Origin of the sequence: Pseudomonas sp., assembly GCF_041601375.1 — a bacterium.
Lineage (GTDB): Bacteria > Pseudomonadota > Gammaproteobacteria > Pseudomonadales > Pseudomonadaceae > Aquipseudomonas.
The window spans coordinates 1-23,087 of the sequence record NZ_JBFIIG010000005.1 but is presented as its reverse complement, the minus strand read 5'-3'; the positions used below and the strand labels follow the sequence as shown (position 1 = coordinate 23,087).

General features: G+C 65.9%; 22 protein-coding genes. 8 read left to right on the top strand and 14 right to left on the bottom strand.

Annotation, left to right across the window (positions count from 1 at the left end; genetic code table 11):
• Positions 1-240 precede the first annotated feature (240 nt).
• The 5 genes from ABZE94_RS01605 to ABZE94_RS01585 all read left to right on the top strand — a co-directional run bounded on the left by ABZE94_RS01605 (position 241) and on the right by ABZE94_RS01585 (position 5,113).
• On the top strand, positions 241-1,104 hold the full coding sequence (locus ABZE94_RS01605; RefSeq protein WP_372873786.1) for a YicC/YloC family endoribonuclease: 864 nt from the start codon (positions 241-243) through the stop codon (positions 1,102-1,104).
• A gap of 238 nt (positions 1,105-1,342) precedes the next feature.
• The gene (gene gmk / locus ABZE94_RS01600; protein ID WP_372873785.1) at positions 1,343-1,963 is read left to right on the top strand and encodes a guanylate kinase; all 621 of its coding nucleotides are present in this window, start codon (positions 1,343-1,345) and stop codon (positions 1,961-1,963) included.
• 192 nt (positions 1,964-2,155) lie between these two features.
• On the top strand, positions 2,156-2,419 hold the full coding sequence (gene rpoZ, locus ABZE94_RS01595) for a DNA-directed RNA polymerase subunit omega (RefSeq protein ID WP_079203875.1): 264 nt from the start codon (positions 2,156-2,158) through the stop codon (positions 2,417-2,419).
• A gap of 60 nt (positions 2,420-2,479) precedes the next feature.
• Positions 2,480-4,588, top strand: coding sequence for a bifunctional GTP diphosphokinase/guanosine-3',5'-bis pyrophosphate 3'-pyrophosphohydrolase (spoT, locus tag ABZE94_RS01590; protein WP_372873784.1), 2,109 nt, complete (start codon positions 2,480-2,482; stop codon positions 4,586-4,588).
• 144 nt (positions 4,589-4,732) lie between these two features.
• Complete coding sequence (locus ABZE94_RS01585) at positions 4,733-5,113, top strand: RidA family protein (RefSeq protein ID WP_372873783.1); 381 nt, start codon at positions 4,733-4,735, stop codon at positions 5,111-5,113.
• Between the two features lie 101 nt (positions 5,114-5,214).
• Here the strand turns inward: ABZE94_RS01585 and ABZE94_RS01580 are convergent, their stop codons facing one another.
• From ABZE94_RS01580 to ABZE94_RS01570, 3 genes are all read right to left on the bottom strand, one after another.
• Positions 5,215-5,826 carry a LysE family translocator gene (locus tag ABZE94_RS01580; protein ID WP_372873782.1) on the bottom strand — a complete coding sequence of 204 codons (612 nt, stop codon included), beginning with the start codon at positions 5,824-5,826 and terminating at the stop codon, positions 5,215-5,217.
• Between the two features lie 193 nt (positions 5,827-6,019).
• Positions 6,020-6,817, bottom strand: coding sequence for an AraC family transcriptional regulator (locus tag ABZE94_RS01575; protein ID WP_372873781.1), 798 nt, complete (start codon positions 6,815-6,817; stop codon positions 6,020-6,022).
• A 1-nt stretch (position 6,818) separates the two neighbouring features.
• Positions 6,819-7,676, bottom strand: a complete 858-nt coding sequence (locus ABZE94_RS01570) for an NAD-dependent epimerase/dehydratase family protein (protein ID WP_372873780.1) — start codon at positions 7,674-7,676, stop codon at positions 6,819-6,821.
• A 112-nt stretch (positions 7,677-7,788) separates the two neighbouring features.
• Here ABZE94_RS01570 and ABZE94_RS01565 point away from each other — a divergent pair, with 112 nt between their 5' ends.
• From ABZE94_RS01565 to ABZE94_RS01555, 3 genes are all read left to right on the top strand, one after another.
• Entirely contained in the window at positions 7,789-8,715 is a 927-nt protein-coding gene (locus tag ABZE94_RS01565) for a hydrogen peroxide-inducible genes activator (protein WP_372873779.1), read from the top strand.
• Positions 8,716-8,725: 10 nt separating this feature from the next.
• The gene (recG, locus tag ABZE94_RS01560; RefSeq protein WP_372873778.1) at positions 8,726-10,801 is read left to right on the top strand and encodes an ATP-dependent DNA helicase RecG; all 2,076 of its coding nucleotides are present in this window, start codon (positions 8,726-8,728) and stop codon (positions 10,799-10,801) included.
• A gap of 93 nt (positions 10,802-10,894) precedes the next feature.
• The gene (locus ABZE94_RS01555; RefSeq protein ID WP_372873777.1) at positions 10,895-12,301 is read left to right on the top strand and encodes an HDOD domain-containing protein; all 1,407 of its coding nucleotides are present in this window, start codon (positions 10,895-10,897) and stop codon (positions 12,299-12,301) included.
• A 420-nt stretch (positions 12,302-12,721) separates the two neighbouring features.
• Here the strand turns inward: ABZE94_RS01555 and ABZE94_RS01550 are convergent, their stop codons facing one another.
• The 11 genes from ABZE94_RS01550 to glcE form a co-directional block, all read right to left on the bottom strand.
• The gene (locus ABZE94_RS01550; RefSeq protein ID WP_372873776.1) at positions 12,722-13,474 is read right to left on the bottom strand and encodes a hypothetical protein; all 753 of its coding nucleotides are present in this window, start codon (positions 13,472-13,474) and stop codon (positions 12,722-12,724) included.
• 74 nt (positions 13,475-13,548) lie between these two features.
• Positions 13,549-13,941 carry a helicase gene (locus tag ABZE94_RS01545; protein ID WP_372873775.1) on the bottom strand — a complete coding sequence of 131 codons (393 nt, stop codon included), beginning with the start codon at positions 13,939-13,941 and terminating at the stop codon, positions 13,549-13,551.
• A gap of 179 nt (positions 13,942-14,120) precedes the next feature.
• Positions 14,121-14,393: an HU family DNA-binding protein gene (locus ABZE94_RS01540; RefSeq protein ID WP_372873774.1), complete on the bottom strand. Its 273-nt coding sequence runs from the start codon at positions 14,391-14,393 to the stop codon at positions 14,121-14,123.
• 189 nt (positions 14,394-14,582) lie between these two features.
• A complete protein-coding gene (locus ABZE94_RS01535) occupies positions 14,583-15,755 on the bottom strand; it encodes an NAD(P)/FAD-dependent oxidoreductase (protein ID WP_372873773.1) in 1,173 nt (390 codons plus the stop codon).
• 86 nt (positions 15,756-15,841) lie between these two features.
• Positions 15,842-16,009: a rubredoxin gene (locus ABZE94_RS01530; protein WP_090499839.1), complete on the bottom strand. Its 168-nt coding sequence runs from the start codon at positions 16,007-16,009 to the stop codon at positions 15,842-15,844.
• Positions 16,010-16,149: 140 nt separating this feature from the next.
• Positions 16,150-16,317 carry a rubredoxin gene (locus ABZE94_RS01525; RefSeq protein WP_372873772.1) on the bottom strand — a complete coding sequence of 56 codons (168 nt, stop codon included), beginning with the start codon at positions 16,315-16,317 and terminating at the stop codon, positions 16,150-16,152.
• A gap of 109 nt (positions 16,318-16,426) precedes the next feature.
• On the bottom strand, positions 16,427-18,127 hold the full coding sequence (locus tag ABZE94_RS01520) for an L-lactate permease (protein ID WP_372873771.1): 1,701 nt from the start codon (positions 18,125-18,127) through the stop codon (positions 16,427-16,429).
• 171 nt (positions 18,128-18,298) lie between these two features.
• Positions 18,299-20,476: a malate synthase G gene (locus ABZE94_RS01515; protein ID WP_372873770.1), complete on the bottom strand. Its 2,178-nt coding sequence runs from the start codon at positions 20,474-20,476 to the stop codon at positions 18,299-18,301.
• 77 nt (positions 20,477-20,553) lie between these two features.
• The gene (locus ABZE94_RS01510) at positions 20,554-20,955 is read right to left on the bottom strand and encodes a heme-binding protein (protein ID WP_372873769.1); all 402 of its coding nucleotides are present in this window, start codon (positions 20,953-20,955) and stop codon (positions 20,554-20,556) included.
• A gap of 55 nt (positions 20,956-21,010) precedes the next feature.
• On the bottom strand, positions 21,011-22,228 hold the full coding sequence (gene glcF, locus ABZE94_RS01505) for a glycolate oxidase subunit GlcF (protein ID WP_372873768.1): 1,218 nt from the start codon (positions 22,226-22,228) through the stop codon (positions 21,011-21,013).
• A gap of 3 nt (positions 22,229-22,231) precedes the next feature.
• A partial coding sequence (gene glcE, locus ABZE94_RS01500) for a glycolate oxidase subunit GlcE (RefSeq protein ID WP_372873767.1) occupies positions 22,232-23,087 on the bottom strand: 856 nt, incomplete at its 5' end.

Sequence of the window (23,087 nt, the reverse complement as noted above, 5' to 3'; positions counted from 1 at the left end):
AATACCTACTCTATATAGAAATCTGCGAGCCATTATAGGGGGCGTACGCCAGCAACGACATGCCGAATTGGGAGCGACCGACGCACTGCGCTACAATCTCGCGCCTTTAACCATGAAAGTCGCGCTGCGATGCCCTCCTAGCGCCGGATGAGGGCAACGGACGTGCCGCATACGACTTTCATGATTCCGCGGGCCCCGCAGGGCACGCCCGCCAGTACCGACTTTCCGCGAGGTTCGCCCATGATCCACAGCATGACTGCCTTCGCCCGCGCCGAGCAGGCCGGGACCAATGGCACCCTGAGTTGGGAACTGCGCTCGGTCAACCACCGTTACCTGGAGCCGCACCTGCGCCTGCCGGAGGCCTTGCGCGACCTCGAAGGCGCCGTGCGCGAGGCGCTGCGCAATGGTCTGTCGCGCGGCAAAGTCGAATGCACCCTGCGCTTCGCCGAGGACAGCGCCGGCAAGCCGCTGCAAGTGGACCGCGAACGCGCCGCCCAACTGGTCGCCGCCGCCGAGAGCGTCGCCAGCCTGATCAAGCATCCGGCGCCACTCAACCCCCTGGAAGTCCTGAGCTGGCCCGGGGTGCTGGTCGCCGACGCCGCCGACCCGCAAGCACTCAACAAAGCCGCCCTGGGCCTGTTCAAGCAAGCACTGGACGAGCTCAAGCAGAGCCGCTCGCGCGAAGGCATCGAACTGGCCAAACTGCTCAACGAGCGCCTGGACAGTATTGACGGCGAAGTCGCGGCCCTGCGCGAACTGGTACCGCAGATGCTCGCCATGCAACGGCAGAAAATCCTCGACCGCAGCGCCGAACTGCAGGCCGAACTCGACCCGCAGCGCCTGGAGCAGGAACTGGTGATACTCGCGCAGAAAAGCGATGTCGCCGAAGAGCTGGATCGCCTGAGCACCCACGTCAGCGAAGTGCGCCGCGTACTCAAGAGCGGCGGCGCAGCCGGCAGACGCCTGGACTTCCTGATGCAGGAACTCAACCGCGAAGCCAACACCCTCGGCTCCAAGGCCTTCGACACCCGCAGCACCCAGGCCGCGGTCAACCTCAAGGTGCTGATTGAGCAGATGCGCGAACAAGTGCAGAACATCGAGTAAAAAACTACTGCGCTAGGCTATGCCGCGTTGAAACGAAGCAAAGCGGAGTAACAGCCAAAGGCTGGCCCGCAAGGGGAGCGAAGCGAATAAATCAGGCTCGAAATGCTCATTTACAGTCGTAAACTCGAGTGCGAGCCCAGTCCGCTTTCTCGCCTGACTTCGCCTTACTGCGCGCCCGGCCTAGCCGTCGCTCGCTACGTTTTTAAAGACCTAATACAGCCAGTCCCGGGAACCCCTTATGGCCATCACCACCGGCACCCTCTACATCATTTCCGCCCCGTCCGGCGCCGGCAAGACCAGCCTGGTCAAGGCGCTGATCGACAGCGAGCCGCAGATCCGCGTGTCGGTCTCGCACACCACGCGCGCCATGCGCCCCGGCGAGGTGGAAGGGGTGAATTACCACTTCGTCGGCCGCGAGCAGTTTCACGCGATGATCGACAACAGCGAACTGCTCGAGCATGCCGAAGTCTTCGGCAACCTCTACGGCACCTCGCAAGCCTGGGTCGAGCAGACGCTCCTCGAAGGCTTCGACCTGATTCTGGAAATCGACTGGCAGGGTGCCCAGCAAGTGCGCCGCCTGATGCCCCAGTCCAGGTCCATCTTCATCCTGCCGCCGACCCAGGAGGCGCTGCGCCACCGCCTGACCAATCGCGGCCAGGACAGCGGCGAGATCATCGAACAGCGCATGCGCGAGGCGGTCAGTGAAATGGGCCACTACGTCGAATACGACTACCTGCTGATCAACGACGACTTCGCCCACGCGCTCAGCGACCTGAAGGCCATCTTCCGCGCCAACCAGCTGCTGCAAAGCCCGCAACAACAGCGTCATCGCGGCCTGCTCAGCGAGCTACTGGCCTAAAGGCAGCGGCACCCTGTAAGCTCTGAGCCATACGCAGAGCCGCCTTGAGCAGTGGCTCTGCATAGACTGCTTATGACATAAGCTTATAGTTGATGAAAACAAAGCTTCCATTAACACTGGTTGTTTTTTAAACTAATCAGTCCGCTCGCCCCACTGGGCCAGCCTTATTTTGCATACGCTACGAGGAAGACCATGGCTCGCGTTACCGTCGAAGATTGCCTGGATCACGTTGAGAACCGTTTTGAACTGGTCATGCTCGCCACCAAGCGTTCGCGCCAGCTCGCCACCGGCGGCAAAGAGCCGAAACTGGCGTGGGAAAATGACAAGCCTACCGTGGTCGCCCTGCGTGAAATCGCTGCCGGCCTGATGAGCTACGACGTCATCGCCCAAGACGAAATCATCGAAGAAGAGCCGCTGTTCGCGGCCTTCGAGGATGAGGCCAACGAGCCTCTGTAAGCCTATGCCTGGTCGAAGTCGTACGGCGCAGGGTCACAAGAGTCGGCTGGGAGGTCATCCATGCCGAGCATAGACGCCTTCGCCGATCGACTGTCGGGCTACCTGGATAACGACCAGGTCAACCTGGTTCGTCGCGCCTATTTCTACGCCGAACAAGCCCACGACGGCCAACGCCGCCGCAGCGGCGAAGCCTACGTCACCCATCCGCTGGCGGTGGCGAACATCCTGGCCGACATGCACATGGACCATCAGAGCCTGATGGCGGCCATGCTGCACGACGTGATCGAAGACACCGGTATCGCCAAGGAAGCGCTGAACACCCAGTTCGGCGAGACCGTGGCCGAACTGGTCGACGGGGTCAGCAAGTTGACCCAGATGAATTTCGAGACCAAGGCCGAGGCGCAGGCCGAGAACTTCCAGAAGATGGCCATGGCCATGGCCCGCGATATCCGCGTGATCCTGGTCAAGCTGGCCGACCGCCTGCACAACATGCGCACCCTGGAAGTGCTGTCCGGCGAGAAACGCCGGCGCATCGCCAAGGAAACCCTGGAAATCTACGCCCCCATCGCCAACCGCCTGGGCATGCACAGCATGCGCGTGGAATTCGAGGACCTGGGCTTCAAGGCCATGCACCCGATGCGCTCCGATCGCATCCGCGCCGCGGTGCGCCGCGCCCGTGGCAACCGCAAGGAAATCGTCAACAAGATCGAAGAATCGCTGACCCACTGCCTGGCCCGCGAAGGCCTGGAAGGCGAGGTGATCGGCCGCGAGAAGCACCTCTACGGCATCTACCAGAAGATGCGCGGCAAGCGTAAGGCGTTCAACGAGATCATGGACGTCTACGCCTTCCGCATCGTGGTCGACAAGGTCGACACCTGCTACCGCGTGCTCGGCGCCGTACACAACCTGTACAAGCCGCTGCCGGGACGCTTCAAGGACTACATCGCGATCCCCAAGGCCAACGGCTACCAGTCGCTGCACACCACCCTGTTCGGCATGCACGGCGTGCCCATCGAAATCCAGATCCGCACCCACGAGATGGAGGAGATGGCCAACAACGGTATCGCCGCGCACTGGCTGTACAAGTCCAACGAAGTCGACCAGCCCAAGGGCACCCACGCCCGCGCCCGCCAGTGGGTCAAGGGCGTGCTGGAGATGCAGCAGCGCGCCGGCAACTCGCTGGAATTCATCGAGAGCGTGAAGATCGACCTGTTCCCCGACGAGGTCTATGTGTTCACGCCCAAGGGCCGGATCATGGAGCTGCCCAAGGGCTCGACCGCGGTCGACTTCGCCTATGCGGTGCACACCGACGTCGGCAACACCTGCATCGCCTGCCGTATAAACCGCCGCCTGGCGCCCTTGTCCCAGGCCCTGGAAAGCGGCTCGACCGTGGAAATCGTCAGCGCCCCCGGGGCACGACCGAATCCGGCCTGGCTGAATTTCGTGGTCACCGGCAAGGCGCGCACGCACATTCGCCACGCCCTCAAGCTGCAGCGCCGCTCCGAGTCGATCAGCCTCGGCGAACGCCTGCTCAACAAGGTCCTGGCCGGCTTCGACAGCCACTTGGACAAGCTGGTCCCGGAGCGGGTGCAGGCGGTGCTCGGCGAATACCGCCTGGAAGTGATCGAGGACCTGCTGGAAGACATCGGCCTGGGCAACCGCATGGCCTTCGTGGTGGCGCGCCGCCTGCTCGCCAGCGACGGCGAACAGCTGCCGAACGCCGAAGGACCGCTGGCGATCCGCGGCACCGAAGGCCTGGTGTTGAGCTACGCGAAATGCTGCACACCGATTCCCGGCGACCCGATCGTCGGCCACCTGTCCGCCGGCAAGGGCATGGTGGTGCACCTGGAAACCTGCAGGAACATCGGTGAAATCCGCCACAACCCGGAAAAATGCATCCAGCTGTCATGGGCCAAAGACGTGGTCGGCGAATTCAATGTCGAACTGCGCATCGAACTGGAACACCAGCGCGGCCTGATCGCCCTGCTGGCCGGCAGCGTCAACGCCGCCGACGGCAATATCGAGAAGATCAGCATGGACGAGCGCGACGGCCGCATCAGCGTCGTGCAGCTGGTGGTCAGCGTGCATGACCGCGTGCACCTGGCGCGGGTGATCAAGAAGCTGCGCGCGCTCAAGGGCGTGATGCGCATCACCCGGGTAAAAGCCTGACGGCAGTGGCAAGCCACGAGCTGCAAGCCACAAGCAACAGTCCCCGCCCTTGCAGGCCTTGGCTTGCAGCCTGTAGCCTGACATCCGCCTTTTCTTGCAGCTTGAGGCTTGCCGCTTGAAGCTGCTTCTTTCCAAGGAGTCCCCATGAGCAAGAGCGTTATCAACAGCGACAAGGCCCCCGCGGCCATCGGCACCTATTCCCAGGCGATCAAGGCCGGCAACACCGTCTACCTGTCCGGGCAGATCCCGCTGGACCCGCAGACCATGGAACTGGTCGAAGGCTTCGAAGCCCAGACCGTGCAGGTCTTCGAGAACCTCAAGGCCGTCATGGAAGCCGCTGGCGGCTCGTTCAAGGACGTGGTCAAGCTGAACATCTTCCTCACCGACCTGGCTCATTTCGCCACCGTCAACGAAGTCATGGGCCGTTACTTCCAGCAGCCCTATCCGGCCCGCGCCGCCATCGGCGTAGCGGCCCTGCCGAAGGGCGCCCAAGTGGAAATGGACGCGATCCTGGTCCTCGAATAAGTCCGCCGGCGGGGCAACCCGCCCCGCCGTCCGGCTCGATCGGGGCACGCCATGCGTCCCGGCTCCGCCGTGCCGTCCGGCGCCTGGCGGTGGCAACGCGACTACCCCAGCAGCAACCACAGGCCGAGCGCCAGCAGCAAACCGCCGCACAGCCGATCCAGCCAGGCCACGCGCCGCTGCAACCAGCTGCGCCAGCGCGCCTGCCCGAGCAGACGCACCAGGGCCAGATCCCAGCCCAGCACCACCAGCGTCATCCACAGCATGCTCAGGACCAAGCCCCAGGCGGGCATCGCCGCATCGCGCAGCACGCCGAACAAACCGGCGTAGAAAATCGGCACCTTGGGATTCAGGCAGCTGACCAGCAGCCCCTCGCGCAAGCCGCCTGCCCAGCTCCCGGCCTCCCGCGCCACAACAACCGCCAGCTCCAGCTGACGCCGCGAGCGTAGCGCCTGGCCACCGATCCAGACGAAATAGACCCCACCCGCGATCTGCAAGACAGGCCACAGCCAGCCGCTCCGGGCCGGCAACAGGTGGAGGGCCAGCACGACCAGCAGCATGCTCAGCAGATTGGCCAGGGCGATCCCGGTGGCACAGCCATCCGCCTGCTGCCGGCCCCTGAGCAACGCGGCGCGGATCAGCAGAAAGAAGTCCGGCCCCGGCGACAGCAGGGCGGCGAAATGGGTGCTGGCGACCAGCAGAAACAAGGCGAACATGAACGGCTCCCGAATTCAACGGAAGCCAGTCTCAACGGGGCGGCCAGGGTCGGTCTTGGAAGAACCTCAGAGGTTGTGAAAATATCGAGCGCCGTAGCGAGACCGTCTCCAGACGTTCGCGGCAAGGCGCGCTACGTCAGCAGCGGGCGTCCGGGGGGCGGTCGCCGTAGGCGGGAGTTTTTTTCACAGCCTCTCAGGCGGTCGAGCGGCGAAACAGCCCGGGGCTGACCCCGGTAAAGCGCTTGAACGTCGTGGAGAAATGCGCCTGATCGTAAAACCCCAGGTCCAGCGCTACCGCCACCAGCGCCTCGCCCCGAAGCAAGCGGCGCTTGGCCTCGCGGACCCGGCGCTGTAGCAGGTAGGTATGCGGCGGTACGCCGTAGACGCGGCGAAACGCCTCGACCAGATGGCGAGGATGACGCTGCAACTGCCGGCCCAACTGCTCCAGGCTGACCGCCTCGGCATAATGCGCCTCCAGGTAGTCGCGCAGGGCCTGGATCACCCCGCCATCGCGCCGCGCGGCCCGGGCCGCCGGCAAACCGCCATGGCGCACGAACACCCGTTCCAGCAGCGCCAGCAGCTCGCTCTCCAGGGTCAACACATCCGCCTGTTCGAACGCCGTTGCCAGGCGCGCCAGGCCCAGGGCCACCGCGCCGTCGTCCGCCGGGTTCAGCTCGACGAAGCCCCGCGGCAGGCGCTTGCGCCCCAGCAATTGCGGCAGACGACTCTCTTCGACATAGAGCATGCGGTACACCAGGCGCTCGGACTCGGCATGCCCGGTATGCGGCTCTTGCGGATTCATCAGCGACAGGGTGCCTGCCGGCAGGGCATGCCGCGCACCTCGACACTGGTAGCCGCCAACGCCCTGCAGGATGGCGCCGATGGCGAAGGCATCGTGGCTGTGCCGGCCAAACGCCTGCCCGGAAAAATCCGCGTGGAACAATTCCACCCCCGGCAACCAGGCCCGCGCCAGCAGTCGATTGGCGTCCACCTCAGCGCTCCGCCAGGATCGCACCATAGCCCTCGCGATAGCTCGGGTACTCGGGCGCCCAGCCCAGAGCCCGAGCCCGGGCGTTGCTGCAGCGTTTGCTGCCGGCGCGACGCACCGTCGACTGCTCGGCCCAGTGGCTGACGCCCAACTGCCCGCGCAACCAGGCCAACACCTCGTGCAGCGGCGCCGGTTCATCGTCGACGCCGAGGTAGCAGTCCTCCAGCGTCACCCCACGGGCATCGGTTTGCAGCAGGAAGGCCAGCAAGCCGGCGGCATCATCGACATGAATCCGATTGCCATACAGCGGCGGCTCACTCGCCACCCTGTAGCCCTGGCGCACCTGGCCGAGCAGCCACTGACGGCCCGGCCCGTAGATACCGGTCAGGCGTACCAGGCTGGCGGCCATCCCGCTGTGCAGGGCCAGTTGCTCGGCTTCGCGCATGATGCGCCCGGAAAAACCGGTGGCCTCGGCCGGCGAGGTCTCGTCGATCCACTCGCCAGCCTGCTGGGCATAAACGCTGCTGCTGGAGACGAACAGCAAGCGCCTGGGTGTCTGCCCATGCTGCGCCAGCCAGCCGAGCACCCGGCGCAGGCCATCGACGTAGGCGGCGCGGTAACCGGCCTCGTCGCGCTCGGTCGCCGCCGCGCAGTACACCAGGTAATCCAGCTCAGCCGCCGGCCAGGCCGGCGGACAGCCATCGACCTGCAGATCCCCGGCAACCGGCAGGATTTGCGCGGGCAGCCTCTCGACCGCACGCCGCAGACCATGCACCGTCCAGCCCAGCGCCGCCAAACGCAGGCCGAGGCGCGTTCCGACATCGCCGCAACCGGCAATCAACAGACTCGGGCAAGTCGACATGAAACCCTCCCTCAATTCACTGGCAACAGTAATTCACAGGCAGACAGTCTAGCCCGGTTGGTTGATTACAATGCAAAGGCTATGCTTGGCAGCAACTTAATGGATAAACACTATGACTCTCACCGAGCTGCGCTACATCGTCACCCTCGCCCAGGAACAACACTTCGGCCGTGCCGCCGAGCGCTGCCATGTCAGCCAGCCGACCCTGTCGGTGGGGGTGAAGAAGCTCGAGGACGAACTCGGCGTGTTGATCTTCGAGCGCAGCAAGAGCGCGGTGCGCCTGACCCCGGTCGGCGAAGGCATCGTCACCCAGGCGCAGAAGGTCCTGGAGCAGGCCCAGGGCATCCGCGAGCTGGCCCAGGCCGGCAAGAACCAGCTGACCGCACCGCTGAAGATCGGCGCCATCTATACCGTCGGCCCCTACCTGTTTCCCCACCTGATTCCGCAGTTGCACCGGGTGGCGGCGCAGATGCCGCTGTATATCGAAGAGAACTTCACCCATGTGCTGCGCGACAAGCTGCGCACCGGTGAGCTGGACGCGATCATCATCGCCTTGCCGTTCCAGGAAGCCGACGTGCTGACCCTGCCGCTCTACGACGAACCCTTCTACGCGCTGCTGCCGGCCGATCACCCCTGGGCGGCGATGAAGACCATCGACAGCAAACTGCTCAACGACAAGAGCCTGCTGCTGCTCGGCGAAGGCCATTGCTTCCGCGATCAGGTTCTGGAGGCCTGCCCGAGCCTGCGCAAGGGCGGCGAAGAACACGCCCAGCACACCACGGTGGAATCCAGCTCGCTGGAAACCATCCGCCACATGGTCGCCTCCGGCCTCGGCGTGTCGATCCTGCCGCTCTCGGCGGTGGACAGCCACCACTATGCCCCCGGGATCATCGAAGTACGCCCGCTCAGCGCCCCGACGCCGTTCCGCACCGTGGCCATCGCCTGGCGCGCCAGCTTCCCGCGGCCGAAAGCCATCGAGATCCTGGCCGATTCGATCCGCCTGTGCTCGGTGGCCCAGCCGCAAGCAAAAACTGCCTAAGGCACGCCCCATGACCGAGCTCGCTGCGGTTTCCGTCACCGCGCTGAAAGGTGTCGGCGCCGCCCTGGCCGAGAAACTCGCCAGGGTCGGCCTGGAAACCCTGCAGGATGTGCTGTTCCATCTGCCGCTGCGTTACCAGGATCGCACCCGCATCGTGCCGATCGGCGAACTGCGCCCCGGTCAGGACGCCGTGGTCGAAGGTACGGTGGTCGGCGCCGATGTGGTCATGGGCCGCCGGCGCAGCCTGCTGGTGCGCCTGCAGGACGGTAGCGGCAGCCTGTCCCTGCGCTTCTACCACTTCAGCCAGGCGCAGAAGGAAGGCCTCAAGCGCGGCACCCAGGTGCGTTGCTACGGCGAGGTGCGCCCCGGCTCTTCCGGCCTGGAGATCTACCACCCGGAATATCGTGCGCTCTCGGCCAGCGAACCGATTGCCGTGGAACAGACCCTGACGCCGATCTACCCGAGCACCGAAGGCCTGACCCAGCAGCGCCTGCGCAGCCTGAGCGAACAGGCCCTGGCCAGACTCGGCCCGCACAGCCTGCCGGACTGGCTGCCGCGCGAACTGGCCCGTGACTACCGGCTGAGCCCGCTGGATCAGGCCATCCGCTACCTGCACCGACCGCCGCCGGACGCCGACCAGGCCGAACTCGCCGAGGGCCGCCACTGGGCCCAGCACCGCCTGGCCTTCGAGGAACTGCTGACCCACCAGCTGTCCCTGCAACGCCTGCGCGAAAGCGTGCGCGCCCAGCAGGCACCGGCACTGCCGCTGGCCAAGCGCCTGCCGCAGCAGTACCTCGCCAACCTGGGCTTTACCCCCACCGGTGCGCAACAACGGGTCGGCGCCGAGATCGCCTATGACCTCAGCCAGGACGAGCCCATGCTGCGCCTGATCCAGGGCGACGTCGGTGCCGGCAAGACCGTGGTCGCCGCCTTCGCCGCGCTGCAGGCGCTGGAGGCCGGCTACCAGGTCGCCCTGATGGCGCCCACCGAAATCCTCGCCGAGCAGCACTTCCTCAATTTCAGCAAATGGCTGGCGCCGCTCGGCATCGAGGTCGCCTGGCTGGCCGGCAAGCTCAAGGGCAAGGCCCGCGTCGCGGCGCTGGAAAGGATCGCCGGCGGCGCAGCCATGGTGGTAGGCACCCATGCGCTGTTTCAGGACGAGGTCAGATTCGCCCGGCTGGCCCTGGTGATCATCGACGAGCAGCACCGCTTCGGTGTGCAACAGCGCCTGGCCCTGCGCCAGAAAGGCATCGGCGGACGCATGTGCCCGCACCAGCTGATCATGACCGCCACGCCGATACCGCGCACCCTGGCGATGAGCGCCTATGCCGACCTCGACACCTCGATCCTCGATGAGCTGCCGCCCGGCCGCACGCCGGTGAACACCCTGGTGATTGCCGACAGCCGCCGCCCCGAAGTGGTCGAACGGGTCCGTTCGGCCTGCAACGAAGGCCGTCAGGCCTACTGGGTCTGCACCCTGATCGAGGAGTCCGAGGAGCTGACCTGCCAGGCCGCCGAGACCACCTTCGAGGATCTCGCCAGCGCACTCGGCGGGCTCAATGTCGGCTTGATTCACGGGCGGATGAAAGCGGCGGAGAAGGCTGCGGTGATGGAGCAGTTCAAGCAGGGCCAGTTGCAACTGCTGGTCGCCACCACCGTGATCGAGGTCGGCGTCGACGTGCCCAATGCCAGCCTGATGATCATCGAGAACCCTGAACGCCTGGGCCTGGCGCAACTGCACCAGTTGCGCGGGCGGGTTGGCCGCGGCAGTACCGCCAGCCATTGCGTACTGCTCTACCACCCGCCGCTGTCGCAATTGGGCCGGGAACGCCTTGGCATCATGCGCGAGACCTGCGATGGTTTCGTCATCGCCGAAAAAGATCTGGAGCTGCGCGGCCCGGGGGAAATGCTCGGCACCCGGCAGACCGGCCTGCTGCAGTTCAAGGTCGCCGACCTGATGCGTGACGCCGACCTGCTGCCGGCCGTGCGCGATGCCGCGCAAGCCCTACTGGAACACTGGCCGCAGCATGTCAGCCCACTGCTCGAGCGCTGGCTGCGCCATGGCCAGCAATACGGACAAGTGTGAACCAGTTCGCAGGGCATCCGTCGCCTCACCCCTTTGGCCCACTGGCCTGCTGTTTATACTTCGGGCACTTGTGCCCCCGAACCGGATCTCGATATGAGTGATGTAGCCCTCGCCCCAGACACCGCAGCGACCCCGCCGCCGGTAATCGTGCAACTGCTGGATAAACTCGGCCTGGCTTATCGGGTACACCGCGAGCATGCCGGGTTACCCGCTACGCAACGGGTACAGGCGGTGCTGCTCGAGGATGCGGTCGGCGCCTTGCTGGTGCTCTTTCCACAGAGCCAACTGCTCGCCCTGGATCGCCTGGCCGAGCTGACTGGGCGCACACTGGTCGCGGTAAAACCCGAACGCCTGCAACGCATGCTCGCCAAGCATGCCCTCGGCGTGTTGCCCGGCCTGCCGCAGTTGACCAGCTCGCCCTGCCTGTACGACGAGCGCCTGCTGCACGTGCCGAGCCTGTTCATCGAGTCCGGCCAACCCGGCGTCCTCCTGGAAATAGCCAGCGAGGTCTTCAAGAGCCTGCTGAGCAAGGCCAGCGCCGCCCGTATCGGCGAGCCGTTGAGCAAGATCCGGCCCAACCTCGACCGCCCGGACGACGACCGCGCCGAGATCACCCAGGCGGTGCACGCCTTCACCGCGCGGCGCATCCAGCAACGCCTGGAAGAAACCATCGAGATCCCGCCACTGGCGGAAACCGCGCAGAAAATCATCAAACTGCGGGTCGACCCGAATGCCACGGTAGACGACATCACCGGCGTGGTCGAAACCGACCCGGCGCTGGCGGCCCAGGTGGTCAGTTGGGCAGCCTCGCCTTACTATGCCGCGCCCGGCAAGATCCGCTCGGTGGAGGACGCGATCGTCCGCGTGCTCGGCTTCGATCTGGTGATCAACCTGGCCCTCGGCCTGGCCCTGGGCAAAACCCTCAGCCTGCCCAAAGACAAACCGCAACAGGCCACACCCTATTGGCAACAGGCGATCTACACCGCCGCCGTGATCGAGGGCCTGACCCGGGCCATGCCGCGCGCCCAGCGCCCGGAAGCGGGGCTGACCTACCTCGCCGGGCTGCTGCACAACTTCGGCTACCTGGTACTGGCGCATGTCTTTCCGCCGCACTTCTCGCTGATCTGCCGGCATATGGAAGTCAATCCACACCTGTCGCACAGCTACATCGAACAGCACCTGCTGGGCATCAGCCGCGAGCAGATCGGCACCTGGCTGATGCGCTACTGGGACATGCCCGAAGAACTGGCCATCGCCCTGCGCTTCCAGCACGACCCCGAGTATGCCGGCATCCATGCGGCCTACCCCAACCTGGTGTGCCTGGCGGTCAACCTCCTGCGCAACCGCGGCATCGGCGCCGGCCCGCAACGCGAGATTCCGCAGAGCCTGCTCGATTCCCTGGCGCTGAGCCGCGACAAGGCCGAGGAGGCGGTGAGCAAAGTCCTCTCCGCCGAGGTGGCGCTACGCGAACTGGCCAGCCAGTTCCATCCGCTACGTTGAGGTCGCGATTCCTCGGAGTTACGACGGCTTGTGTAGGCGCGGCCGTCCCGTCTTCGACGCCGCGCTGTCGCGCAGCAAACTGGGGGGCAATCGCACCTGTTAGCTTGTGAGCTCCTGTAGGAGCGGTCGGGCGACGTTCCGCTCGTAGGGCGGCTTCGGAGCGCAGCGACAACCCGCCAGCTTTTGGGCCGCTCCGGTGAACCCATGGTGCACTGCCTGCGGCGAGTGACACCCTACCGATTGTGGGTTACCCCAGATCGGGCGGATTGCTCGAGATCGGGCGGTCCGGGCCGCACTCCTACAGAACCGTGATAACCCACAAAATCAATGACATACGGACTACTTGATAAGAGTGGCGCGGGCTGACGCTCCCGGATTGCGCTGACGCTTATCCGGCTACGCAACCGAGCCTCTGCGGCCCTAGGGCTTGGCCGCCGCCTTCCTGAGCGTCGCCCGACGTTCGGCGAACAGCTGTGGCAACAGCTGCACGCAGCGTTCCAGCAACAGCGCGACCGCCGGCTGCTCGTAGAGCGCGGCGTAAGCGGCCAGTTGCGCGCTGGGCATCTGCCGGTAGGCATAAAGCATGAACGACTCCACCGCCTCGACGCTCGAGGCCCGCAGCGCTGTGGCCTGGCTGGCGGTCTGGCGGCTCAGGGTTTGCTCGTCGAGGCTATCGCCACGCGCCATGAGGGCCAACAGCGCCTGGGTCTTGCCCACTTCGTAACGCAGCAGGCTGGCCAGTGCGCTGGTGTGCGCGGCGCCATCGAGGCGCCGTACCAACGCCAGACGCTCTGCGAGCGGCGGCCGCTGGGCAAGCTGTATGCGGTAGCTGGCCAGCGCCGCGCCGCCGTCTTCCCCGACCGCCCGCTCCGCCGCGCCGAAACGCCGGGCCACGGGGCTGTCGAGCACGTCCTGGATCTGCTGCAGCACGGCCTGGTCGAAGGTGCCGGCGAGCTGCCTGGCCAGATCCTGGCACAGTGCATCGGCGGCGAAGGTGTCGCCCAGTTGCGCCTGCTGTCGCTCGCTCAAGCCACGCGCCAGCAGCGGCGCACTCTGCTCGCAGAGCAGGCGAATGCCGGCCAGCTCGAACACCGGGGCAAAGGCTGCGACTTTGCCCGGTTCGGCGTGTGCCAGGGTGCTGATGAGGAGCAGGACGAGCAGCGGCAAGCGCATAAGCGGGCATCCACGGTGACGGTGCTCCAGCCTAGCGAATGCAACCGGCGTCGGCCAGCGGCGTCCTGGGGGGATCAGGCGGCTTTTTTCTCGCTGCTGCTCTTCTTCGGCATCAGGTACTTGGTCAGGCCCTGGAACCAGATCACCAGGGCCGGGTTGCCCTGGATCTGGATGTCCTTGTTCTGGATGCCCTGCATAAAGGCCAGCTGCTTGTTCTTCGCGCTCATGGTGGCGAAGCCGTAGGCGGCATCCTTGAAACCCAGGGCAAAGGCCGGCTGGCTGGCCAGGCCGCGCTTGCTGCTGATGCGCTGGTCTTTGACGATGAAGTGACGGGCCACCTTGCCATCCAGGGTGTGCAGCTGGAACACCATGTTGCGGTCGACCAATTGCTGCTGGAACGCCGGGTTGTCACGGCTGGCCTTGGCCATCAGGCGCCCCAGCATCCACAGGAGAAAACGGAATTTCATGCGCACGGCCTCGACGGGGGAAGGAAATTGGCGGCGCATTGTAGTGTTTTTTGCAGGGATCCACAGCCCGCCATCGAAGCCGGCGAAAAGCGGGGAAGACTGGCGAACGTCGACTGCCTGAGCAGGTTCTAGAGAAGGAGCAGAGCACCCGGAGCCAGGCGGCTCCGGGCGGACGAGGCTCAGTTGACCGCGTCTTTCAGGGACTTCCCCGGTTTGAAGGCAACGGTGTTGCTGGCCTTGATCGTGACCGGCTGGCCGGTTTGCGGGTTTTTGCCGGTGCGAGCACCGCGGTGACGCTGCAAGAAGGTGCCAAAGCCCACCAAGGTCACACTGTCCTTGCGGTTCAGTGCACCGGTGATTTCTTCCAGTACGGTGTTGAGTACACGGTTGGCCTGATCTTTGGTCAGATCCGCCTTTTCGGCGATGGCGGCGGCGAGTTCCGGTTTACGCATAAATGCCTCTTTGACGGTTTTGTTGTTGTTGTGTCCGTGCTGCTCTTCTAGAACAGCGCCCAAGGCGCCGCAACAGCTCTACTCTGCGGCAGACCAAAGGGAGAATGGCATGTGATCAAGACCTGCGCCAGTCTTGTCCGACAGTTTAACCGGACAATTCGAGGGTATTTACGCCAGAACGGCCGAGACTCACGCCAGAAGCGCCGGCAACTGCCTATTCAAGGCGAGCTTTTCCTGTACCGCCGCGCCGGTCAAGGCGTAGCCGAGCAGGCCCCCGTCGGCATCGCGGCACAGCGCCTTGATGTCGCGGCCGCTGCCCTCGACCGTCCACTCGCCCGGCATGCCGCGCGGCGGCGGCGAAACCACCAGCGGGCACACCGGGGTCTTCACCGTGACCGGCATCGGCCCGTAACTGACGGTGCTCGGCTGGCCGGCCAGGGTTCTGGCCAGGGCGCGAGCGCAGTGCATCAGCGGCATGACGTACTGCAGGTTGAGGCCATCGACCTCGGCGCAATCGCCCAGGGCATAGATGTTGGCGTGGGAGCTGCGCAGTTCACGGTCGACCACCACCCCGCGGTTGACCGCCAGGCCGGCGGCAGCCGCCAGCTCGGTGCGCGGACGCAACCCGACCGCCGAGAGCACCAGATCGCAGGCGATCGCCGTGCCGTCGGATAGGCGTCCTTGCAGGCCCTCGCCTGCATGGTTGAGGCTGGCCAGCACCGGGCCGAGGTGGAAGCGCGCCCCGAGGCTTTCCAGCCCCGCCTGCACCGCTGCTGCCGCCGCCGGATGCAGCAGGTCGGGCATGACCTGCTCGCAGGGCGCCACCAGCTCGACCTGGTAACCGCCGAGGCTGAGGTCGTTGGCGAACTCGCAGCCGATCAGGCCGGCGCCGAGCAGCAGCACACGCTTTTTCCCGGCCGAGGCGGCGCGAAAGCGGGCGTAGTCCTCCAGGTCGTTGATCGAGAGGATCGCGTCCTGGGCGTCGCCGGCGACCGGCACCCGGATCGGTTCGGCCCCCCAGGCCAGCACCAGGTCGCGGTAGGCCAGCGCCTCCTCGCCGATCCACAGGCGCTTATGCCCCGGGTCGATGCCGGTGATGCGGGTATGGGTGTAGATCTCGGCCTTGAGCTGTTCGGCCATGGCACCGGGTTCGGCCATGCTCAAGCCATCGGCGTCCTTGTGCTTGCCGAAGCCGGTGGACAGCATCGGCTTGGAGTAGGAACGCCCGTCATCGGCGCTGATCAGCAGCAAGGGGGTGTCGCCGTCCAGCTTGCGAAATTCCCGGGCCAGGTTGTAGCCGGCCAGGCCGGTACCGACTATCACTACGGGTGTAGCTACGGGCGGCGTCACCGTTGCACTCATCTTCACTTCCTCGATCGACCAAACAGCGGGGACAGGGCTGCAGGCCGGCATCACTTCATGGACTATTCAGGGGGAGGTCTGGCGGCTCAGCTGATCTCGATCATCTCGAAGTCCTGCTTGCCGGTGCCGCAGTCCGGACACAGCCAGTCCGCTGGGATGTCTTCCCAGGGGGTACCCGGTGCAAGGCCTTCTTCAGGCAGGCCTGCGGCTTCGTCGTAGATAAAGCCGCAGACGATGCATTGCCACTTGCGCATGGCGACCTCCGCGCGCGGGGAATTTCCCCGACCCTAGCGCAATTGCCCGACGGGCGCCAAGCCCGAGCCAGGCCAAGCCGGCAATTATCCTGGCAATAAAAAACGGCGACCCTGGGGGCGCCGTTTTTCTATTGCTGCACTCAGCCGATTTCGATCATCTCGAAATCCAGCTTGCCCACGCCGCAGTCCGGGCACAGCCAGTCTTGCGGTACATCCTGCCACGGCGTGCCCGCAGCGATGCCTTCGTCGGGCCAGCCCAGGCTTTCGTCGTAAATCAATCCACAGACCACACATTGCCACTTCTTCATAACGTCCTCGGGTACCTCTCGGGTAGTGCATGCAAACACGCTACCGGAAATGTGCGGGGGCGCCAAGCCGGCGGCCGGGCATTTGCGCCCGGCGGCAGGCCAGCCGCAATCAGCGGGCGATCAGCAGCGGGTCGGTGATGGCCATGCCATACATGGCGATCATGGTCAGACTACCGGCTGCCAGGAGGTAGTACAGGGTCGGCAGCATGGTCTTGCGCAGGGTGATGCCTTCGCGGCCGAGCAGGCCCACGGTGGCCGAGGCCGCCACCACGTTGTGGATCGCGATCATGTTGCCCGCGGCCGCCCCGACCGACTGCGCCGCCACCATCATCGCCCCGGACACGCCGAGCAGGCCGGCGGTGTTGAACTGGAACTGCGAGAGCATCAGGTTGGACACGGTGTTGGAGCCGGCGATAAAGGCGCCCAGTGCGCCCACGGCCGGGGAGAAGAACGGATACACGCCGCCCACGCTGTCGGCCACCAGTTGCGCCATGGCCACCGGCATCGACATCAGGTCGGAAGCGTTGACCCCGGAGTTGATCAGGATACGCACCATCGGAATGGTGAAGATCAAGACGAAACCGGCGCCCAGCAGGGTGCGGCTCGACTCGCTGAGCGCGGCCCTCACTTCGCTGAAGCGCATGCGGTGCAGGAAGCAGGTCACGATCACCACCATGCACAGGATGCCGCCCGGCAGGTAGAGCGGCTGCAGGGTACCGGAGACGCCGGTTTCGCCGAGGATGTCGGTCCAGCCGAAGCTGACCGCGATCAGCGCCGCCTTGAGCTCGGGGAAGATCCGCGACAGCACCAGGAAGATCGCCAGCAACAGGTAAGGCGCCCAGGCCATGGGGACCGACACCGGGGACTTGCCCGCGACATCCTCGATCTTCATCTCGATCTTGCCCATCCACTCGGACGGCCAGTCTTTCGCTTCGGCGAAGTCCCAGGTCTGCTTCGGCAGCAGGAAACCGGCCTTGGCTGCCGGCACGACGATGGCCAGACCGACCATGGCGCCGATCATCGACGGGAACTCCGGACCGAGGAACACCCCGGCGGCCATGTACGGAACGGAGAAACAGAGCGCGGTGAAGATGGCGAATGGCGCCACCGCCAGGCCTTCTTTCCACGACTTATTCTTGCCGAAGAAGCGGGTCATGATCATCACCATGATCAGCGGCATCAGCAGGCCGATCAGGCCGTGGACAATCGCCACCCGCGAGTAGATCAGGTGGAAGAACACCTCCCAGTTACTGTTCAGGGCGAGCAATTGCTCACTCATGCCGACCTTGTCCAGGCCGCCGGCCACGCCCACCAGAATCGGCGTACCGACCGCGCCGAAAGACACCGGCGTGGATTGCACCATCATCCCCAGGACCACCGCCGCCAGGGCCGGAAAGCCCAACGCGACCAGCAGCGGCGCCGCCACCGCGGCCGGGGTGCCGAAACCGGAGGCACCCTCGATGAAACAGCCGAACAGCCAGGCGACGATCAGGGCCTGTACCCGCCGATCCGGGGTGATATTGGCAAAGCCGTGGCGGATGGCAGTGATGCCACCGGAGTGTTTGAGGGTATTGAGCAACAGGATCGCCCCGAAGATGATCCACAGGATCGCCGCGGTGAGGATCAGCCCTTGCAGGCTTGAGGCCACGACCCGGTTGAGGGACATGTCCCAGGCGGTCAGGCCGATGATCGCGGTGAGCAGGAAGACCACCGGCATGGCGTACTTGGCCGGCCAGCGAAAGCCGATCAGCAGCACGCCCGCCAGCACCAGCGGCACGAAGGCGAGGATGGACAGTAGCGTTTGATTCATGGGTTGGGTCCTTTTTAGTTGTTGTGAACCACTGTTGCCCGGAATGACCCGGTATCACGCATCGGAGCCGGTCAGGCCCGCGAACACCGGCACTGGAGCTTGTCCATACCGGCATCCATGCTCAAAGCCCCGCGTGCCTGCGCGCACGGGCTGAAGTTCGGTCGCTGGGCGTTACCCCTCCCGCTTGAAGCGCAGGCGCCAGGCGTGCAGCAGCGGCTCGGTATAGCCGCTGGGCTGTTCGCGGCCCTTGAACACCAGGTCGCAGGCAGCGCGGAAGGCATGCGAGCGCTCGAAGTCCGCCTCCATTGGCCGGTACAGCGGATCGCCGGCATTCTGCCCATCGACCACCCGGGCCATGCGCTCGAGGGTCTCGCGCACCTGGGCTGGGCTGACCACGCCGTGGTGCAGCCAGTTGGCGATGTGCTGGCTGGAGATGCGCAAGGTGGCGCGATCTTCCATCAGGCCGACGTCGTGGATGTCCGGCACCTTGGAGCAACCGACGCCCTGTTCGACCCAGCGCACCACGTAACCGAGGATGCCCTGACAGTTGTTGTCCAGTTCCTGCTGGATATCCGCCTCGCTCCAGCTGCGCTCGAGGGCCACGGGAACCCTCAGCAGGTCATCGAGCAGGCGCTCTCGCTCGGCGTTGAAGTCGATGGCTTCCAGTTCGCGCTGCACCGCCTGCACGTCGACCTGGTGGTAGTGCAGGGCATGCAGCACGGCGGCGGTCGGCGACGGCACCCAGGCGGTGTTGGCGCCGGCCCTGGGGTGGGCGATTTTCTGTTCGAGCATGGCGGCCATCAGATCCGGCATGGCCCACATGCCCTTGCCGATCTGCGCGCGGCCGCGCAGGCCGCAGCTGAGACCGACCAGCACGTTGTTGCGCTCGTAGGCCTGAATCCACGGCGTGCTCTTCATGTCGCCCTTGCGCAGCATCGGCCCGGCTTCCATGGCCGTGTGCATCTCGTCGCCGGTGCGGTCGAGGAAGCCGGTGTTGATGAAGGCCACCCGCGCGCTGGCGGCGCCGATGCAGGCCTCGAGGTTGACGCTGGTGCGCCGCTCCTCGTCCATGATGCCCATCTTCAGGGTGTTGCGCGGCAGCTCAAGGAGGTCTTCGATACGGCCGAACAGCTGGTCGGCGAAGGCCACTTCGAGCGGGCCGTGCATCTTCGGTTTGACGATATAGACGCTTCCTCTGCGCGAATTGCCCCGGCGCTTGAGGTCGTGCAGGGCGATCAGGCTGGTCATCACCCCGTCGAGAATGCCTTCGGGGATCTCGCGACCTTCGCCGTCGAGAATCGCCGGATTGCTCATCAGGTGACCGACGTTGCGCACGAACAGCAGCGAACGGCCGTGCAGGGTCAGGTTGCTGCCGTCGGCGCCGCGGTACTCACGATCCGGGTTGAGGCGGCGGGTGATGCGCTTGCCGCCCTTGTCCAGCTCCTCGCTCAGGTCGCCCTTCATCAGGCCCAGCCAGTTGCGGTAGATCAGCACCTTGTCGTCGGCATCGACCGCGGCGACCGAGTCTTCGCAATCGAGAATGGTCGACAGCGCCGCTTCCATCAGCAGATCCTTGACCCCAGCGACATCGGTCTGGCCGATCGGGCTGCTCGGGTCGATCTGGATCTCCACATGCAGGCCGTTGTTCTGCAGCAGGATGGCGCTGGGCTGCGCCGCCTCGCCCTGGTGGCCGAGGAATTTTTCCGGCTGGCGCAGGCCGCTGCGCGCGCCATTGGCCAGACCGACCTGCAGCTGGCCGGCGACCACCCGGTAACCGACGGCGTCGGCATGCGAACCGCTGGCCAGAGGCGCGGCCTGGTCGAGGAAGGCCCGGGCGAAGGCGATCACCTTGGCCCCGCGCACCTGGTTATAGCCGGGGCCCTTCTGCGCCCCGCCCGCTTCGCCGATCGCGTCGGTGCCGTAGAGCGCGTCATACAGCGAGCCCCAGCGTGCGTTGGCGGCGTTCAGCGCGTAGCGCGCATTCATCACCGGCACCACCAACTGCGGGCCGGCCTGGCTGCTGATCTCGCTGTCGACATTGGCGGTGCTGGCCTGCACGCTGGCCGGTGGCGGTAGCAGGTAGCCGATGGCTTCGAGGAAGGCGCGGTAGGCGGGCATATCCGTCACCGGACCCGGGTGGGCACGGTGCCAGGTATCCAGTTCGTGCTGCAGACGCTCGCGCTCGGCCAGCAGCGCACGGTTGTGCGGCGCCAGCTCGTGCACCAGGGCGTCGAAGCCGGCCCAGAAGGCCTCGCGGGCGAGCCCGGTGCCCGGCAGCACTTCGTCATCGACGAAACGTTGCAGGTTGGCGGCCACTTGCAGGCGCTGGCAGTTCACGCGATCGGTCATCTTCGGTTCTCCAATTCAGTACTCCCCTGCCCCGCGGCAGCAGCGGCGGGCGTCAGGCTTTATTCGGTGCTTTGCGTTCAGGCCAGGCCGGCGACACCGGCCTTGGCGACCTGGGCGTCCTGCTCGGCTTTGACCCCGGACACGCCGACCGCGCCAATCACCTGGCCGTCGACGATCAGCGGCACACCGCCTTCGAGGGAGGTCAGCAGCGGCGCGGAGAGGAAGGCGCTGCGGCCGCCGTTGACCATGTCTTCGTAACCCTTGGTCTCGCGCCGGCCGAGCGCCGCACTGCGCGCCTTCTCGGTGGCGATGTAGGTGCCGATCGGCGCGCAGCCGTCGAGGCGCTCGAAGGCCAGCGGATGACCGCCGTCATCGACCACGGCGATGCTGACGGCCCAGTTGTGCTGCTGCGCCTCGGCGCGAGCAGCGGCCAGGACGCGGGCGACTTCGGCTTGACCCAGTACGGCTTTGCTTTGCATGTTCTTTCCTCATGATTGATTGGCGCGTGATGCGCGAATTCGTGGGCCGTGACTCTCAGCCCATGGCCTCTTCCACCACTTCGATCCAGTGGCGCACCGGGGTTCGGCCGGCGCCGTCGAGGTGGGTCTGGCAGCCGATGTTGGCGGTGACGATCAGCTGCGGCTTGCCGCTTTCCAGGGCGTCCATCTTGTTGTCGCGCAACTGCCTGGACAGCTCCGGCTGAGTGATCGAGTAGGTGCCGGCCGAGCCGCAGCACAGGTGCCCATCGGCCACCGCGGTAAGCTGGAACCCCAGACGGGCGAGCACGCCTTCGACGGCGCCGCCGAGTTTCTGCGCATGCTGCAGGGTGCACGGGCAATGGAAGGCCAGGCGCTGGCTGCCCCGCACGCCGAGGCCTTCCAGCGCCTCGCCGCGCAGCACTTCGACCAGGTCCTTGGCCAACTCGCTGACCCGCTTGGCTTTCGCCGAGTAGGCCGGGTCATGCTCGAGCAGGTGGCCGTAATCCTTGACGAAGGCGCCGCAGCCGCTGGCGGTCTGCACGATGGCTTCGGCCCCGACCTCGATCGCCGGCCACCAGGCGTCGATATTGCGCCGGGCACGCTGCAGGCCCTGTTCCTGGGCATTGAGGTGGTAATCCACGGCGCCGCAACAGCCGGCTTCACGCACGCTGGTGATGCTGATGCCGAGGCGATCAAGCACCCGCGCCGTGGCCGCGTTGGTGTTGGGCGACAGGCCGGCCTGCACGCAGCCTTCGAGGATCAGTACGCGGCGGCCGTGCTGCACCGGCGGGCGCGGCTTGGCCGGGCGGATCTGCCGCGGCAGCTTGGCCTTGAGCACGGCCGGTAGCAACGGGCGGAAGGCCTCGCCGGCCTGGACCAGGGCCTTGAACAGGGCCGGCCGCGGCACCAGGGCGCGCAGGCTTTCGCGCAGCAGGCGCTGGCCCAGCGGACGCGGCACCGCCTGGTCGACCACGGCGCGACCGATGTCCAGCAGGTTGTGGTAGTCGACCCCGGACGGGCAGGTGGTTTCGCAGTTGCGACAGGTCAGGCAGCGGTCCAGGTGCAACTGGGTCTTGGCAGTGACCTGGCTGCCTTCGAGCACCTGCTTGATCAGGTAGATGCGCCCACGCGGGCCGTCCAGCTCGTCGCCGAGCAGCTGGTAGGTCGGGCAGGTGGCGTTGCAGAAGCCGCAATGCACGCAGCTGCGCAGGATGCTTTCGGCTTCTTCACCGCGCGGCAGACGCTTGGCTTGTTCGGTTAAATTGGTCTGCACGGTTCACACCTCGGCGTACATGCGGCCAGCGTTGAAGATCCCTTGCGGGTCGAGCTGGGTTTTCAGCTGGCGGTGATAGCGCAGCAAAGGCGCGGCCAGGGGCTGGAACGGGCTGTCGCAGACCCCGGCAGTGAAGCAGGTGGCATGGCCGCCGGCAGCGCTGGCGATACTGCGGATCTGCGCCGCCTCGGCAGTAGATTTCAGCCAGCGCTGGGCACCGCCCCAGTCGATCAACTGCTCGCCGGGCAGCGCGAGCAGCGAGGTGTTGTTGGGCAGCGACAGGCGCCACAACGGCCGCGGATCGGCGAAGAAGGCCAGGCGCTGCTCGTTTAGCTGCTGCCAGTAGGCCGGGTCGAGCGGCTCGCCGCCAATGTGCTCGCGGGCCGCGGCCACCGAACCTTCGCCGCCTTCCAGGCGCAGGTGCAGGGCCCGACCGTCATGGCTGGCGGCGCTCAGCGGGATCGGCTGCTGCCCCCACTCGGCGAGTTGGCGCAGGGCGCTCTCGACATCCATCTGCAGGCGCAGGCTGAAACATTGACGCGGCTTGGGCAGCACCTTGAGCGACACCTCGGTGATCAGCCCCAGGCAACCGAAACTGCCCACCAGCAGGCGCGACAGGTCATAGCCGGCGACGTTCTTCATCACCTCGCCGCCGAAACGCAGGTGTTTGCCGTGGCCGCTGATCAGGCGGGTGCCCAGGACCATGTCGCGGACCGAACCGGACCAGGGCCGGCGCGGACCGGACAGGCCCGTGGCGACCATGCCGCCGACGGTGGCGTCGCCGCCGAAGCTAGGCGCCTCGCAGCTGAGCATCTGCCCGGCCTCGTCCAGCGCCGCCTGCAATTCGGCCAGCGGGGTG

Bases quoted from the DNA above. Each gene is read 5' to 3' on its own strand.
- ABZE94_RS01605 (WP_372873786.1), top strand. From the start codon at position 241: ATGATCCACAGCATGACTGCCTTCGCCCGCGCCGAGCAGGCCGGGACC.
- gmk (WP_372873785.1), top strand. From the start codon at position 1,343: ATGGCCATCACCACCGGCACCCTCTACATCATTTCCGCCCCGTCCGGC.
- rpoZ (WP_079203875.1), top strand. From the start codon at position 2,156: ATGGCTCGCGTTACCGTCGAAGATTGCCTGGATCACGTTGAGAACCGT.
- spoT (WP_372873784.1), top strand. From the start codon at position 2,480: ATGCCGAGCATAGACGCCTTCGCCGATCGACTGTCGGGCTACCTGGAT.
- ABZE94_RS01585 (WP_372873783.1), top strand. From the start codon at position 4,733: ATGAGCAAGAGCGTTATCAACAGCGACAAGGCCCCCGCGGCCATCGGC.
- ABZE94_RS01580 (WP_372873782.1), bottom strand. From the start codon at position 5,826: ATGTTCGCCTTGTTTCTGCTGGTCGCCAGCACCCATTTCGCCGCCCTG.
- ABZE94_RS01570 (WP_372873780.1), bottom strand. From the start codon at position 7,676: ATGTCGACTTGCCCGAGTCTGTTGATTGCCGGTTGCGGCGATGTCGGA.
- ABZE94_RS01565 (WP_372873779.1), top strand. From the start codon at position 7,789: ATGACTCTCACCGAGCTGCGCTACATCGTCACCCTCGCCCAGGAACAA.
- recG (WP_372873778.1), top strand. From the start codon at position 8,726: ATGACCGAGCTCGCTGCGGTTTCCGTCACCGCGCTGAAAGGTGTCGGC.
- ABZE94_RS01555 (WP_372873777.1), top strand. From the start codon at position 10,895: ATGAGTGATGTAGCCCTCGCCCCAGACACCGCAGCGACCCCGCCGCCG.
- ABZE94_RS01550 (WP_372873776.1), bottom strand. From the start codon at position 13,474: ATGCGCTTGCCGCTGCTCGTCCTGCTCCTCATCAGCACCCTGGCACAC.
- ABZE94_RS01545 (WP_372873775.1), bottom strand. From the start codon at position 13,941: ATGAAATTCCGTTTTCTCCTGTGGATGCTGGGGCGCCTGATGGCCAAG.
- ABZE94_RS01540 (WP_372873774.1), bottom strand. From the start codon at position 14,393: ATGCGTAAACCGGAACTCGCCGCCGCCATCGCCGAAAAGGCGGATCTG.
- ABZE94_RS01535 (WP_372873773.1), bottom strand. From the start codon at position 15,755: ATGAGTGCAACGGTGACGCCGCCCGTAGCTACACCCGTAGTGATAGTC.
- ABZE94_RS01530 (WP_090499839.1), bottom strand. From the start codon at position 16,009: ATGCGCAAGTGGCAATGCATCGTCTGCGGCTTTATCTACGACGAAGCC.
- ABZE94_RS01525 (WP_372873772.1), bottom strand. From the start codon at position 16,317: ATGAAGAAGTGGCAATGTGTGGTCTGTGGATTGATTTACGACGAAAGC.
- ABZE94_RS01520 (WP_372873771.1), bottom strand. From the start codon at position 18,127: ATGAATCAAACGCTACTGTCCATCCTCGCCTTCGTGCCGCTGGTGCTG.
- ABZE94_RS01515 (WP_372873770.1), bottom strand. From the start codon at position 20,476: ATGACCGATCGCGTGAACTGCCAGCGCCTGCAAGTGGCCGCCAACCTG.
- ABZE94_RS01510 (WP_372873769.1), bottom strand. From the start codon at position 20,955: ATGCAAAGCAAAGCCGTACTGGGTCAAGCCGAAGTCGCCCGCGTCCTG.